The sequence below is a fragment of the Saccharibacillus endophyticus genome (assembly GCF_013185185.1).
GTDB lineage: Bacteria > Bacillota > Bacilli > Paenibacillales > Paenibacillaceae > Saccharibacillus > Saccharibacillus endophyticus.
The window spans coordinates 990,668-1,005,293 of record NZ_JAAZWE010000001.1 but is presented as its reverse complement, the minus strand read 5'-3'; the positions used below and the strand labels follow the sequence as shown (position 1 = coordinate 1,005,293).

General features: G+C 52.3%; 15 protein-coding genes. 8 read left to right on the top strand and 7 right to left on the bottom strand.

Annotated elements, in window-relative coordinates:
- Positions 1-154 precede the first annotated feature (154 nt).
- On the bottom strand, positions 155-907 hold the full coding sequence (locus tag HRQ63_RS04510) for an RluA family pseudouridine synthase (protein WP_172239724.1): 753 nt from the start codon (positions 905-907) through the stop codon (positions 155-157).
- The gene (locus HRQ63_RS04505; protein WP_172239721.1) at positions 907-1,776 is read right to left on the bottom strand and encodes a class I SAM-dependent methyltransferase; all 870 of its coding nucleotides are present in this window, start codon (positions 1,774-1,776) and stop codon (positions 907-909) included. The genes HRQ63_RS04510 and HRQ63_RS04505 overlap by 1 nt, the downstream gene beginning before the upstream one ends.
- 189 nt (positions 1,777-1,965) lie before the next feature.
- On the opposite strand from HRQ63_RS04505, the gene HRQ63_RS04500 reads away from it, so the two are divergent.
- Together HRQ63_RS04500 and HRQ63_RS04495 are read left to right on the top strand one after the other, a co-directional pair.
- Positions 1,966-2,415: a flavodoxin gene (locus HRQ63_RS04500; RefSeq protein WP_172239718.1), complete on the top strand. Its 450-nt coding sequence runs from the start codon at positions 1,966-1,968 to the stop codon at positions 2,413-2,415.
- Positions 2,412-3,167: a hypothetical protein gene (locus HRQ63_RS04495; RefSeq protein WP_172239715.1), complete on the top strand. Its 756-nt coding sequence runs from the start codon at positions 2,412-2,414 to the stop codon at positions 3,165-3,167. The genes HRQ63_RS04500 and HRQ63_RS04495 overlap by 4 nt, the downstream gene beginning before the upstream one ends.
- 73 nt (positions 3,168-3,240) lie before the next feature.
- Here HRQ63_RS04495 and HRQ63_RS04490 read toward each other — a convergent pair whose 3' ends face one another.
- Together HRQ63_RS04490 and HRQ63_RS04485 are read right to left on the bottom strand one after the other, a co-directional pair.
- Positions 3,241-4,086: a GNAT family N-acetyltransferase gene (locus HRQ63_RS04490; protein WP_172239712.1), complete on the bottom strand. Its 846-nt coding sequence runs from the start codon at positions 4,084-4,086 to the stop codon at positions 3,241-3,243.
- A gap of 135 nt (positions 4,087-4,221) precedes the next feature.
- Positions 4,222-4,398: a YjfB family protein gene (locus HRQ63_RS04485; protein WP_172239709.1), complete on the bottom strand. Its 177-nt coding sequence runs from the start codon at positions 4,396-4,398 to the stop codon at positions 4,222-4,224.
- 898 nt (positions 4,399-5,296) lie between these two features.
- Here HRQ63_RS04485 and HRQ63_RS04480 point away from each other — a divergent pair.
- The 3 genes from HRQ63_RS04480 to HRQ63_RS04470 all read left to right on the top strand — a co-directional run bounded on the left by HRQ63_RS04480 (position 5,297) and on the right by HRQ63_RS04470 (position 8,168).
- Entirely contained in the window at positions 5,297-5,692 is a 396-nt protein-coding gene (locus HRQ63_RS04480) for a Fur family transcriptional regulator (RefSeq protein WP_172239706.1), read from the top strand.
- Positions 5,668-6,441 (top strand): winged helix family transcriptional regulator, encoded by a 774-nt coding sequence (locus HRQ63_RS04475; protein WP_172239703.1) that lies wholly within the window; start codon positions 5,668-5,670, stop codon positions 6,439-6,441. The genes HRQ63_RS04480 and HRQ63_RS04475 overlap by 25 nt, the downstream gene beginning before the upstream one ends.
- Positions 6,442-6,710: 269 nt before the next feature.
- Entirely contained in the window at positions 6,711-8,168 is a 1,458-nt protein-coding gene (locus tag HRQ63_RS04470; RefSeq protein WP_172239700.1) for a catalase, read from the top strand.
- A 394-nt stretch (positions 8,169-8,562) separates the two neighbouring features.
- On the opposite strand, the gene HRQ63_RS04465 is transcribed toward HRQ63_RS04470, so the two are convergent.
- Together HRQ63_RS04465 and HRQ63_RS04460 are read right to left on the bottom strand one after the other, a co-directional pair.
- Entirely contained in the window at positions 8,563-9,549 is a 987-nt protein-coding gene (locus HRQ63_RS04465; protein ID WP_172239697.1) for a 3-oxoacyl-ACP synthase III family protein, read from the bottom strand.
- A 138-nt stretch (positions 9,550-9,687) separates the two neighbouring features.
- Positions 9,688-10,035 carry a hypothetical protein gene (locus HRQ63_RS04460; RefSeq protein ID WP_172239694.1) on the bottom strand — a complete coding sequence of 116 codons (348 nt, stop codon included), beginning with the start codon at positions 10,033-10,035 and terminating at the stop codon, positions 9,688-9,690.
- A gap of 445 nt (positions 10,036-10,480) precedes the next feature.
- On the opposite strand from HRQ63_RS04460, the gene HRQ63_RS04455 reads away from it, so the two are divergent.
- Positions 10,481-11,122 carry a sugar O-acetyltransferase gene (locus tag HRQ63_RS04455; protein WP_172239691.1) on the top strand — a complete coding sequence of 214 codons (642 nt, stop codon included), beginning with the start codon at positions 10,481-10,483 and terminating at the stop codon, positions 11,120-11,122.
- 189 nt (positions 11,123-11,311) lie between these two features.
- Positions 11,312-11,455 (top strand): hypothetical protein, encoded by a 144-nt coding sequence (locus HRQ63_RS04450; protein WP_172239688.1) that lies wholly within the window; start codon positions 11,312-11,314, stop codon positions 11,453-11,455.
- Positions 11,456-11,517: 62 nt separating this feature from the next.
- Here the strand turns inward: HRQ63_RS04450 and HRQ63_RS04445 are convergent, their stop codons facing one another.
- Complete coding sequence (locus HRQ63_RS04445) at positions 11,518-12,399, bottom strand: AraC family transcriptional regulator (RefSeq protein ID WP_172239685.1); 882 nt, start codon at positions 12,397-12,399, stop codon at positions 11,518-11,520.
- A gap of 298 nt (positions 12,400-12,697) precedes the next feature.
- Here HRQ63_RS04445 and HRQ63_RS04440 point away from each other — a divergent pair, with 298 nt between their 5' ends.
- A complete protein-coding gene (locus HRQ63_RS04440; protein ID WP_172239682.1) occupies positions 12,698-14,539 on the top strand; it encodes a UbiD family decarboxylase in 1,842 nt (613 codons plus the stop codon).
- Positions 14,540-14,626: the final 87 nt, after the last annotated feature.

Below are 14,626 nucleotides of genomic sequence, written 5' to 3'. Positions count from 1 at the left end.
CGGTGCAAGCGCTGCGATTACGCTTATCTTTTTCATCCTCCGGTCAATCTATTTCCGTTAAAAAAGACGTCGGTTCGACTGCTCGAAGCAGCTCTCCCCTAACGTCTTTTTTTGTGCCGTTATTCGGCCTTGCCCTTGTCTTTGATCACTGACTTCATTCTCCGTGTTCCAGCTCGTTTCGCAGCAGCTTGTACGCATTGTCCGAAAACTGTGTCCAAGGAGCCGTTTCCGGCGGAAGCGAAATCAGCAGCGTCGATTCCTTCGTTACCGGATGCGGGAATCGAAGACGCACCGACCAAAGGGCAATCTGCTCGCCGGGTTTGGTCAATGCCGCGCCATATTTTTGGTCGCCATACAGAGGGCAGCCGATACTGCTCATTTGCACGCGAATCTGGTGCGAGCGTCCCGTATGCAGCTCTACATGCATCAGGGCCCGATTACCGTCTTCGGCTAAGACCTTATAATCCAAAATCGCCTCTTTGGCGCCCGGCGTTCCTTTTCGCACGGCTGTGACGGTATTCGTGCGCTCGTTTTTGAGCAAATAATGGACCAAATGCCCTTCGCGTTCGCGCGGTATACCGTTCGTGACGGCAGCATACGTTTTGCGAATCGAATGGGTGCGTACCGAATCCGACAAGCGGGAAGCCGCTTTCGATGTTTTGGCGAAGATCATCGCGCCGCCGACCGGACGATCCAGCCGATGCACCAGGCCCAAGAACACATTGCCCGGTTTATCGTGCCGGATTTTGAGGTCGCTTTTAAGCAGGGTCAGCATGTCCGCATCGCCGCTGGCATCTTCCTGTACCGGGATATTGACCGGTTTGACGACGCCGAGCAGGTGATTATCTTCCAGCAAGACCGAAATGCCGGATAGCCCTGCCGAAGATCGTTCGTCGGGGGTATTCATTATTTCGACTCCCAGCGACCCAGAATGCCGCAAGGCAGCGTCAGACCCGAGCGGGAGATCGGAAGTCCGATTTCGCCTGCGCTGATTTGGCCGCCGTAACGGGGCTTCATCGTCATCTCCAACATGTTGGACAATACCGTCGGGGAGATGCCTGTCGTGTACGAGTTGATCAGCATGAACAGCGGATCGTCGGACAGGATCTGCATGCACGATTCAAGGAACGGATACAAACTGGATTCCAGCTTCCACGTCTCGCCGTTCGGGCCGCGTCCGTAGGAAGGAGGATCCATGATGATCGCGTCGTATTTGTTCCCGCGGCGCTGTTCGCGCTGCACGAATTTGAACACGTCGTCCGTAATGAAGCGCACCGGACGATCTTTCAAGCCTGAGAGTTCGATGTTTTCTTTTGCCCATTGAACCATGCCTTTGGCCGCATCGACATGCACGACGCTAGCGCCGGCATAAGCCGAAGCCACCGTAGCGCCGCCCGTGTAAGCGAACAGATTCAGCACCTGGATCGGACGTCCCGCGTTTTGGATCTTGTCGATCATCCAGCTCCAGTTCGTCGCTTGTTCCGGGAATAATCCCGTATGCTTGAAGCTGGTCGGTTTGATATAGAATTTCAGTTTATCGTCGTAATTGATCGTCCAACGCTCGGGAAGCTGCTTTTTCCACGTCCAAGCACCGCCGCCCGCCGAGCTGCGGTGGTAGTGACCTGCGGTCTCGCGCCAAGGTCCGCTTTCGTCCGCGATCGGCCAGATGATCTGCGGGTCCGGACGCCGAAGAATCACGTCGCCCCAACGCTCAAGCTTGTCGCCCGCGCCTGTATCGATCAGTTCATAGTCTTTCCAGTTTTGAGCCATGTACATTGTGATTGAACCACCCTTAATTTTATCGTGATTGCCCTAGAGGATGTATACGCCGTCGATCGCCGTAATTCCCAGACCTTCATTGTATCCGAACAGGGGGTAAAAATCCAGAAATTCAAAACCAGTTGACACTGATAATCATTATCATTATGATAGAGGATATTGGAATTTGAACTTGGAGGTCTAATCATGAGCAAACTCATTCTCATATACGCCAGCATGACCGGCAATACGGAGGAAATGTCGGAATTGATCACAAGCGGCATTCAAGAAGCGGGCGGCGAAGTCACGATCAAATTGGCCGAGGACTGCAGCGCTGACATTTTGCTTGACTACGACGGCATTATGCTCGGGGCTTACACTTGGGGAGACGGTGAGCTGCCGGACGAGTTCCTCGATTTTTATGACGACCTGGACGACCTGGATTTGAAAGGGAAAAAGGCGGCGGTATTCGGCAGCGGCGATACGGTATACGAGCAGTTCGCGAAGGCCGTCGACCTGTTACAGGAAAAGCTGGCTGAACGAGGCGCGGAAATGATTCTCGAGCCTCTGAAGCTGGAGTTGAACCCGTCCGGCGACGAACGCGAGAATTGCCGTGCATTCGGCAGAAACTTCGTCGGCAGCACGGTCGGCGTATGAGAAGCATGAGGGAGCTTCCGACGCCTTCCGCCGAGGAGACCCCGCTGCTGCAAGACCATCGGTTGGAGCGTTGGTTATCCTCGGCCAGGCAGTCCGACACGACTCGCAAATCCGATGGCGGATACCATTGGACGCAGCGCGTACAGTACGCGGTCGGCCATGCCGTCAATCGCTATTACTCCGTCGAACCGGAGCTTCGCCGTCATGCGGATACAGGTGAGCTGGTGGATTACCGCTGGCCGCGCCGTATTTCTTACTTCGATTCGGAAAAAAGCTACTGGGAACTGAAAGATCGCGTAGCCCGTCATCTGAAGTCTTTTTTCATCTCCGACGGTTATGAGGGACATCGTCCGGTCATGCTCTATGAGCAGTTCGAGACGCATGTTCCCGATCTGGGAATCGACCTGTCGATGATCTTTCAAGTAGTCTGGCAGAGCGAAGACGGACAAGGGATTCATTTGCAAAAATTCGCGGTGGATGACGATCCTGAAGTGCTGGACGGTTACCGACATGCGGCGCGGGTATTTTGTCGCCATGCCTTCGGAACCGATCCGGCGAAAATCGAAGTCTGCAGCGTGTTGGACGGCGAACGGATTTGCTTGTCGCTGGATGATGTTCCTTATGAAAAATCGCTCGATTACCTGAGACTGGCGCATAGCGGCATGGAGGAGACGAATAGCGGGCAGACGTGCGCTTGCGGACGCTGCAAGCAAGATGCGGTCGAATCTGCGGCTGCGTTTCGTTTAAGCTGATCGCGAATCATGTCTAACAGGAAAAAGCCTTGTTCGAATCCGCATCGTGCGGACGAACAAGGCTTTTTCCCTATTACAATCGCAGTTCGTAATAATCCTGCACGACATAGGAGCGGAATCCGCAGTTTTCGTAAAGTCGCAGCGCGTGATCGTTTTGCGTTTCCACGCCGATATGGGGCTGAAGCCCGGCTTCGTTTTCGCGTCGTATCATTTGCAACAAAATGCTGCGTCCGATGCCTTGCCCTCTGTAAGCGCCGTCGATTACGAATCCGAACAACCAGGCTTGACCCGGCGTATCGTAATCCATTACCAGCGTGCCTACCGTTTCTCCATGATACACGACCATGCTTCGAATTCGTTTGGAGCTGCAAGCTTCTTCGGCAAGCATTTCCGCGGTGTCTTCTTCATTCGTGTCGAAACCGTCGGCGTAAAGCTGAAGCACGTAATTTTGATCCTCTTCTTCATACGGACGATAAGAAACCGAGACTGTCGGATCGGCCGCGGAAAAGTCTTGTTCAGGAAGCGGGTGCCAAGCCATTTCGTATTCGGAAAAAGAGTAACGGCAGCGGATCGTTTTCAACCATTCCGGTGCGGAAAGCGAAGCCTTCGGCGCGTTGAACAGGATGTAAGACACGGTCGACAGTCGACCGGAAGCCAAAGCCTCGTTCCATAAACGCGTGAAAATGCCTTGTCTGCGATAATCGGGATGAACCATGCCGCAGACCTCCAGCTGTCCGCCGAAGCCGTAGAGCGCCAAGAAGCCGATCAATGCATCCCCTTCATAATGGAGGTAATCCATATGATCTGCCCGCGAAGGCATTCGCAGCATATCGTCGTTAAGTTTCAGCAGAATACCGTCCCGCTGCTCGCAGATCTGTTGGAGCGATTTGATGTCTTGAAGTTGTTGTTCGTTCAGCAAGTGAACCTCCTGTGACCCGATATGTATAAATAGAAGGAGAAGATGAACGAATTATAGCATGAAAAGAACATGAACTCACTTAAAAAGACTCGGCGCGAAGTTCCCGCATCCGAGTCTTTTCGGGAGCCGTGCCGATTACGCGCGGAAGTCGACCGAGCCGCCTAAATGTGGGGCAACGCTCGTCTCCAGCATTTTGGCAAACTGCTCGCTTTGCTGCTTGGCTTGATCCATGGAGATGTTCATGACCTGAATCGAGGCCTGCTGGGTGACGGCTACCTGGCTCATCGCCGTGGAAAGCGCCGCAATATCCATGTCGGGTTCCTCCTTTCCGGCTGTCGGACTCGGAGTCCGTTCGAATATAAGCCTACGGCTGTTATCGGCCAAAAAAGGGCAATCGCAAATAGGGCTTTTGATGCGTTCTCGTTTATTGCGAAGAAATGCGTTTCGGAAGCATAGGCTGGAAACTTCTCCTGCAGCATCCGTATTTCCCCTATCAAAAGTTTGACTTTATCAGGAAACTGCGCTATAATAATAAACATTGTGGACACTTGAATAACGAAATTATGCGCATGCAGCATATGCTTTGATATCCGGATCACACTGGCGCGGTCTTCGGAGCCGCAAGGATGGAAGAGAGGTAGGGCTTTCGTTGTTTTAGGTTTCAAGTAACGAAGTCTCTCGCCGTAGAGTGACAACTCAGAATTATAACGCACGGTTTCGCCATATAGCGCATACGATCTGGCGGTCGTATTAGCGCAGTGAGCAGTATCAGGATTATTTAGGAAACGATTCATCCATGAGAGTCGGTTTCGGTAAGCGAAATCGTTCGGTTTTGGCAAGAGTGCCGGAAGAGCAACAAGATTCGGCGAACGGTAAGAGGTTTCATCGGTTATTCAAGTGAAAGGCGGCGGGACGTACAGCATTACGTTCGTTAAGACCGCCGAAAGATGACTTCGACGATTTGAGCGGCAGCGAGAATATCGAATCATCGATAAACGGCTTTCCTTCGGGAAAGTCGTTTTTTTATGTTAAGCGAGAAGCACGGCTTACCCATACTTCTGCATACAACGCGCGATCATCTAGTTATCTATTTTTCCGCAGTATCTTGATTCCTTTACGAAATAGATTTATACTTATTCTAAATTGAAATGAATGAGAATGAAACTCAACCGTATGTTCACATAAAATCAAACCAAATGGGGAATGCCTGATGAAAACGATCAATTTAACAACCCAACGTCAAGCCGTATACGATATCGTACGCGATGCGGCCGATCATCCGACGGCGGCCGACGTGATGAACCGGTTGGTGGAGCGCGGCCACAGCTTCGCTTACGGAACCGTATATAATTCGCTGCGTTATTTGACGGATAAAGACATGATTCGCGAGCTGAAACTCGGAGAAACGGCCAGCCGCTACGACGCGCGCACGGACGACCACCAGCATATCGTTTGCGAAGTATGCGGAAAAGTGGATGAAGTGACGACCGCGATTCCCGAAGAATGGTTGGCCCGGGTAGCCGAAGAAACCGGATACGAGGTGGAAGGCGCTCATATCGTTGTGGAAGGAGTGTGCGCCGAATGCAGAAGCAAGCGCAAGAAATGACGGTACTGGAGATGCAAGCTCCGATGCCGGAGGTTTGCGAAATGACGCGGCGGATCATTATGGTCAGCCCTTTTCCCGGACGCATGCACGAACTGATGCGGACGCTGATGGAGGCCTGCTTCGACGTGCTGGTCTTCCACCGCTGGGAACATTCCGAAGCGGGAGCCATGCAGGCCGATCTGCTGATCTTCGACGTCAGCGGTTCGCAGGACGAAGATCCGGTCGGCGCATTCCGTGAAAACATGCATCCGGTACATGCAGCGATCCCGACGTTATTCCTGGTGGATGAGCGCATGCTCTGCAGCGACGGATCGATCGGAGCTCACGAGGAGCTGTTGGTTTGGCCTGCAAGGCCGCAGGAAGGCTTGCATCATGTTCGCCGTATCCTGCGAACAGGCGCATTCCGTACACCGGATGCCGAATCGGCGGCTGATCTCGATGGAATACGCGATCAATTGATTTTCAAAGACTTGCGTATCGATCGCCGTCGCATGACGGTATATCGGGGCGGTGCGCGCATTGATCTGACGAAGACCGAATACGAGCTTCTGCTGCAATTGATCGAAGGACAAGGCACCGTGCAGACGCGCGAAGATATGCTGAACCGGATTTGGGGCACGCAGTATTTCGGCGGCAGCAACGTCGTGGACGTGCATGTGAAAAGTCTGCGCAAAAAGCTGGGAGACAGTGCCGGCCAGCCGCTCTACGTCGCGACGGTGCGAGGCGTCGGGTATCGCCTGGCCGATTAGAGTCTGCTTGCTCGGGGTTTTGAACACGCTGCATCATGTTGATCACGCTCGACTCCAAAAGCGAAAAAAGCTAACGCATCCAGCGCGAAGTCCGGACTTTTTCCGGCTTCGCCTTCACCCGATCTTCACCAAACGCTTATGTTCTCCTCATGATCGCCTGCCCGGAAGGATGGTAGAATTCAATTATAAATTTAGAAAAGGTCTAAAACCAATTCTAAATGATTGATATTCAGACATCCATCTTCAATCCGGAAAGGAAGATCATTCATATGAACGATTCGAGACTGACGACCAACCAGGGAGCGCCGGTAGGCGATAACCAGAATTCGAGAACGGCAGGCCGCCGAGGGCCCGCATTGTTGGAAGATTATCACCTGTTGGAAAAGCTTGCGCACTTCGACCGCGAGCGCATTCCGGAGCGGGTCGTGCATGCGCGCGGAGCAGGCGCTCACGGCGTATTCAAAACGGAACACAGCATGGCCAAACATACGCGCGCCGCTTTTCTGGGCGAGGCCGGATTGGAAACGCCGGTGTTTGTCCGGTTCTCGACGGTCATCCACGGAACCGGTTCGCCGGAAACCGCACGCGATCCGCGCGGCTTCGCCGTTAAATTTTATACGCAGGAAGGCAACTACGATATCGTAGGCAACCATCTCCCGGTATTCTTTATCCGCGACGCGATCAAATTTCCGGACATGGTGCATTCGCTCAAGCCCGACCCGCAGTCGAACCGTCAGGAGCCTTCGCGGTACTGGGACTTCATGACGCGTACGCCGGAGTCCACGCATATGATGACCTGGCTGTTCTCCGATCACGGCACGCCCGCGAATTATCGTGAAATGGACGGCTTCAGCGTACATGCCTTCAAATGGGTAAATGCGGAAGGAAAAGTCGTTTACGTGAAATACAAGTGGGAATCCAAACAGGGCGTTCGCACGTTGAGCGCAGCCGAAGCCCGCGAAATGCAAGGCGACGACTTCAGCCACGCGACGCGCGACCTGTTCGACCGGATCGAAGAGGGCGACTTCCCGGAATGGACGCTTAAAGTTCAGATGATTCAACCGGAAAATATCGACGATTACGAATTCGACCCGCTCGATCCCACGAAAGATTGGCCGGAAGAACAATTCCCGTTCCATGTCGTGGGTACGATGACGTTGAACCGAAATCCGCAAAACTTCTTCAACGAAGTCGAGCAAGCGGCTTTCTCGCCAAGCGCGCTGGTACCGGGCATCGAGCCGTCGGAGGACAAGCTCCTCCAAGGCCGCCTGTTCTCTTACCCGGACACCCAACGTTACCGTTTGGGCGCCAACTATCTGCAGCTGCCGATCAACTGCCCTTACGCACCTGTCCGCAACCATCAACAAGACGGAGCCATGAACATGCATCCCGCTTCGCCCAAAGTCAACTATGAGCCGAACGGATACAACGAAAGCCCGGCCGAAGATCCCGACTACCGCGAATCCGAACCGGCTCTCGAAGGCCATGTGACCCGCCAAAAGATTTTCAAAACCGACGACTTTTCCCAAGCCGGCGCCCAATACCGTTCGTATACTGCCGAGCAGCGTGACAATCTGATTGCCAATATCGTAAACGACCTGAACGCGGTGGACGAAGACACCAAGCTCCGCGCGATCTGCAACTTCATCCGCGCCGACCGCGAATACGGCATGCGCCTGGCCCAATCCCTGAACGTCGATATCTCTTCTTTCATGGGCGGTCGTTAAATTTTGTATGCATTGATTGAATAGCAATTGCACCGGAGTCACATAATAACTTGCAAGTACGTAAGGTTTCCTGAATCCCTTAACAACAAAGACCGTGATTCGCATCCGATGCGAACCACGGTCTTTTTATTTCTATCTTTAACCTTTTTACCCTAACCACAAAAATTGAGGAATTCAGCCCCCAACGCGCCACACCAGGCGGAGGGGAAAGTTTCAGTGAAGGAGCCAAAGCATTTCGAAGAAATGCACTTCGGAAGCCTATGCTATAAGCGTTCGCCTTTGAACTTGAGAAGCTTCCGCTAAAAATTAAAATCCGCTTCTCAAGTTCAACACGCGACCGAAACGAACACTCCCCGCAGCCGCCTAAACACAGCACACCCCCGGCCGAATCCGCTCAATACCGGAACAACATCGCAACAAGCTGAAATCCCGACCCGATCGACCAGAACAACACGTGATCCCCGCGCTTCACGCGACCGGTCTCGACGGCTTCATGCAGCGCAATAAACGGACTGCTCGTCCCTGTATACCCGAAGCGGTCGCCCACATACACCATCTGCTCGTCGCTTAGTCCATATTGACGCTGAATTTTCAACACATTTTCCAACGAGAATTGCGACAAGCAGTAGCTGCCGATCTCCTGCGGCGTCAAGCCGTTGCGTCCAAGCAGCTTCTCGAACATTGCGAAGGTCGGCGGCATAGCGGCATGCGCTTCAAACGGCAGCCACAAAATCCCTTTTGCATCCGAACCGTGCTTGACCGTCTTGGCCAATCCTTCTGCCGGATAACGAATAAAGTCGCGGTTGACGGGATCCGTATGATAAATAGAATCGATAAAACCGCCTTCCGCTTCGCTGCGCTCCAAAATCACTGCCGCTGCCGCGTCGCCGTAGTTGGCATAGGTAACGGCACTCTCCGGATCGCTAACCAGCGTATTGTAGTCCGACCCGACGATCAGGGCGCGGCGGATCTCCGGGCTGGTTAGCATATAGCGGCTGGCATGATCGACAGCGACGACCATGCCTGCACAGTTCGCGTTGGAGTCGAGCACCATTGCATAGGAATCGGCACCGATCGCGGCATGAATATACAGCGCATTGACCGGGAAGGTCGTCTCGGGAACCTGTGTCGAAAAGACGATCATATCGATATCCGATCCTTGCAGGCCGGCTTTCGCCAATACTTTTTTCGCAGCTTCAATGCCCATCGTCAGGCCGTTCTCGTCGTCATTGTCGATCACATAACGGGATTCTCTGCCCATGTGTTCCATGAAACGCCGGATATCATTGTTTCTGCGGTCGAAATGATCAAAGTAAAATTCGTTGCCGACGGCGTTTTCCGGGTGGTAAATATCAACAGCAGCAATGTGAATACGACTCATGCGGTTTTCTCCTTTTATCTCTAAATGTAGATCGACGATGTATTGCAATAGGTGTCAAGACATGCTTACGGGAAATAAGGCTCCGGCCCGGAACAAGTAAATCCGGGCCGGAGCCTAAAAGATTATGCGTGATATCGATTATTTCGTGATGACTTCGTGGTTGCTCAGACCCGCTTCGCGTGCCACGCGTGCCAATTGCATTTTGATAATAGTTTGCGACGTACTGATGATGAAGACGACTTTTTCGAATCCGGTTTCTTTATAGCTTGCAAACGAACCTTTCAGCTTTTCGACTTCTTCTGTCGCAAGCAGGTCCATATCGCGGCAATCGACTTCAAGCGTGAAGGTTTTTGCATCGATCGAGGAAGCCATTTTAGCATAATCGCGTACGAAGTTTTGATAGTCCTGAGGGGTAAACGTACCGCTTACTTTCATGTCTACCTTTTTCGCAGTTTGGTTGGTTTGGATACTGTATGGTTGAGCCATTCTTTTTCTCCTGCCTCTCGAATATTTTTCTCTACATCTCCTTTTATATCGGCTTCAAGCACGTTTACTGAAGATGCGTAACATAATTCTACATTTTTTTCGCAATTCAAGATACTAAAATAGGTCAAGACAACTAAATTGGTTCTTAGGACCGAATAAAAGGCGTGCACGATTTTGCTAAGAGCATATCCGATTTTGGTAGCAGCTTGCCGGATCAAACCTCTATATTTAGGGCAATCCTACCGAAATCGGAAAAGAGAATGAAGCCCGTGTCGCGTTCTGCGCGAAATTACGGATCGGGATCGGGAATATTATGACAAGGATCAGCGTTTTGACGAGATGGAGGGGTAACGAGTAGACTGGAGTTGTAATCTTTAACAAATCGGAAGCGGGCAAGCGTGATATCGCGTCTGCCTATTCGTTCGCGGATTTGAGGAGGTCAGATATGACGGAACAAGAACGTATTCATCAAGGCATTTTGTTTTCGCCGGGCAATGTCGAGCTTAGAGAAATTAAGCTTCGTTCGCATAAGCTCAGCCAACGGTACAGCCAGACGTTCGAAGACGAAACGGAAACCAGAGCGGAGCTGCTGGATCAGCTGCTGGGCCGTTTGGGAAAAGGGTCTTTTATGCAGGGGCCGATCTTTTTCCACTATGGCGTTCATACGGAAATCGGAGAGCGTTTTTTCGCAAACTACAATTTGACCGTACAGGACGATGCGAAAGTGACGATCGGCAGCAATGTAAGCTTCGGGCCGAACGTGACCATCGCGACGCCTGTGCATCCGTTTATCGCTTCGGAACGCAGGCAGATGTTGGACCGACACGGCAATCCGGCTTCGCTCTGCTACGCAAAACCAGTGGTCATCGGAAATGACGTGTGGGTATCGGCGGGCGTGACCATTTGCGGCGGCGTTACGATCGGGGACGGTTGCGTCATCGGAGCAGGAAGCGTCGTGACCCGGGATATCCCTGCCCATTCGTTCGCTGCGGGCGTTCCTTGCAAAACGATTCGCGCGATCACGGAAGAAGACAGTATGCGTTATAAGCCGGATATTCTGGCCGATTGCGAAATTATTGAACCCTAACAAGAGAGGAAAAAGGCTGCCCAGCTCGCATGTATGCGCATTAGGCAGCCTTTTTATGTGCGGAATTCGAAAGTGCCGGTTGTCTTTCTTGTCCGATATTGATAAACATATAACCGATTTTGGAAGAAACGAAATTGCAGATCCCCTATCCTGAACATAGACGATTTGATTGCTTTAGGAGGGGGATTTATGGTCGTGCAATTAACTTTTGCAGCCGTGCTATTGATTTTGATTTATGTGGTCGTCAAAAAAGTATCGTATTCCAAACGCGTTCAGCGTATTGCCGAAACTCAGGAAAAAAGATTCATGAAGCGGTTCGAGGAAGAAGAATAGAGGGAGTGAAGCGGGAACGAGAAATCGTTTCCGCTTTTTTGAGGTTACAAGGACATCGAAGGTTACTTGACCGCTTCAACCGTTTGGCGGAAATGCTGCGGGGAAAAGCCCATATGTTTACGAAACACCGACGAGAAGTAACTGGACGTCTGAAAACCGCTGGCCAAGGCGATTTCTCCGACGGATCGTTCCGTTTCTTTCAGCATTTCGCAGCTTTTTTGAATCCGGTATTGGATCAAGTAATTGTTGGGCGTTTGGCCGAGATGTTTTTTGAACAATGAACAGCATGTGCTTCGGCAGACGGAACCGGCACTCGCGATCTCGTCGATTGTCAATTTTTTTTCATGATTCTGATGAATATGGCGGGTCATGGCGCGGATCAGCATCCAAGCGTGCTCGTCATTGTCCTGCTGAGGCGCAGACTGAATATGATCGGAGACGAGGGCACACAAGTTTGCGGCTTGAGACATCCGACGAAACAAATTCTCGCTGCCGTCATGCATGTCTTCGTATACGGCCCGGATCGAATCCAATACTTCTTGCTGCCACCCGACCTCAGGTTGCAGCAGTAAAAAATGCTCTGTCGCAGAGCCGAATTTTTGTTCGAAATAAGCTTTCCCGGCAAGCGTTCCTCCGCCGAGCAGCGAGGGATGAATCACGACGACCAGAAATGTGCAATCCGTCTGCGCGGCAGAAAAACCGTAATGCAGCCGTTTGCTGTTTACGAAGATCCCTTCGCCTTTCGAAAGAGAGATCGTTTGCCCGTTGACGAAGTACTCCATGGAACCGTCCAAGATCAAGATGAACTCGACATCCGGATGCCAGTGATAGGCGGCGGCGTAACGATCGAAATGACGCAGCGAACCTTTTCGCGCATAAAGAGGAAAGTCCGGCAGATTATAATTCAACCGTTCGGACAAATCCGAAAAAACTTCAAGTTTCATATTCAATACAATCACCTTTGAATTACACGATTTTGCTATTATTTTAGTCAAAACATGTTTTCAAAGCAATATAGATCCTACGATATTAATAAAAAGTTAATATGAATATAATACGAACCAGCGGAGGGAGAAATTCAGTGAAAGGCGACTTGTGAAGCATTTCGAAAAAATGCACTTCGGAAGCATAGGCTTATAATTTCTCCCGCAGCGCCACCACCCGCGCAAGAATTTGGCATCCAACTCCGGGGTAAGGTAAAATAAAACCATCACGATATTCCCGAATAGGAGCCTTATATCCATGACATATCGCAGCATGCAAGAATGCATCACCGATCTTGAAAACGCCGGACACTTGATCCGCATCACGGAAGAGGTCGACCCGAATCTGGAGATGGCCGCCATCCACTTGAGAGCGTTCGAATCGGGCGGCCCCGCTTTGTTTTTCGAAAACGTAAAAGGCTCGAAATACGGCGCCGTTTCCAACTTGTTCGGCACGATTGAGCGCAGCAAATACATCTTCCGCGATACTTGGGAATCAACGCAGGAAGTCATCGCTCTGCGCAACGAGCCGATGAAAGCGCTGAAGCAACCTCATCGCTACGCGGGAACCGGTTTTGCCGCGCGCAAAGCGCTGCCGATCAAAAAGAGCGGCCTTCCGGCCGATTTCGAAGAAGTCCGCATTTCCGATCTGCCGATGATCAAAAGCTGGCCGAACGACGGAGGTGCGTTCGTCACGCTGCCTCAGGTATATAGCGAAGATCCCGACAAGCCGGGCGTGATGAACGCCAACTTGGGCATGTACCGGATTCAACTCAGCGGCAACGACTACGAGCAGGACCGGGAGATCGGCGTGCATTACCAGATCCATCGAGGCATCGGCGTCCATCAATCGAAGGCCGCCAAACGAGGACAGCCGCTCAAAGTCAGCTGCTTTATCGGCGGTCCTCCGGCGCACACGTTGTCTGCCGTCATGCCGCTGCCCGAAGGACTCAGCGAGCTGACTTTCGCCGGCTTGCTGTCGGGTCGACATTTCCGTTACAGCTACGTGGACGGCTATTGCGTCAGCCATGACGCCGATTTCGTCATCACGGGCGAGATTTATCCCGACGAGACCAAGCCGGAAGGGCCTTTCGGCGACCACCTCGGCTATTACAGCTTGGTGCATGAATTCCCGATGATGCGCGTGCATAAAGTCTATGCGAAAAAAAATGCCGTTTACCCGTTCACGGTCGTCGGCCGTCCTCCTCAGGAGGATACGGCGTTCGGCGCGCTGATCCACGAACTGACGGGCGGCGCGGTCAAGCAGGAGATTCCGGGCGTGAAGGAAGTACATGCGGTTGACGCCGCAGGCGTGCATCCGCTGCTTTTGGCCGTAGGCAGCGAACGTTATACGCCTTACCAACCGGTCAAGCGTCCCGCGGAAATTTTGACCATTGCCAACCGGATTTTGGGCACGGGTCAGCTCAGTCTTGCCAAGTATCTGTTCATTACGGCCGAGGACGACGTTCCGGTAAATGCGCATGATATTCAAGCCCTGTTCGCGCATATTCTGGAACGGATCGATTTACGGCGCGACTTGCATTTCCAGACCAATACGACAATCGACACGCTGGATTATTCGGGTACGGGACTGAACAGCGGGAGCAAAGTGATTTTCGCCGCTGTAGGCAAGCCGATCCGCAAACTGGCTGCAGAGGTTCCTGCCGCATTGGACTACCTGCCGAAAGGCTTCGGCAAACCGGTAATGGCCATGCCCGGCGTGGCGCTGCTTCAGGCACCGGCTTTCACCGACTACGATTCGGTCGAAACGGAAATGGAAACTCTCGCAAAAGCGATCGAAGCGCAAGGGCCGCTCCAAGATTGCCCGATGATCGTCCTCTGCGACGATACCGAGTTCATGGGCGCTTCCTTCGACAACTTCCTGTGGGCAGGCTTTACCCGCAGCAACCCGTCGCACGATATCCACGGCGTCGGGGCGACGCACAAGCACAAGCATTGGGGCTGCGACAACGTCATCATTGACGCACGCATCAAACCGCACCAAGCTCCGCCGCTTGTTCAGGACCCGGAAGTGACCGCGCACACCGAGCGATTGTTCGCTCCGAGCGGCAGCCTGGGCATCCTTCGCGCGAAGCGATAATATGACTAGCTTTTTCAAAGTGAAAGAAGATGCCGATCTTCCGAAATACGCTAATCGCAATAGCAGTTTTTAAATGTAGGGAAATAC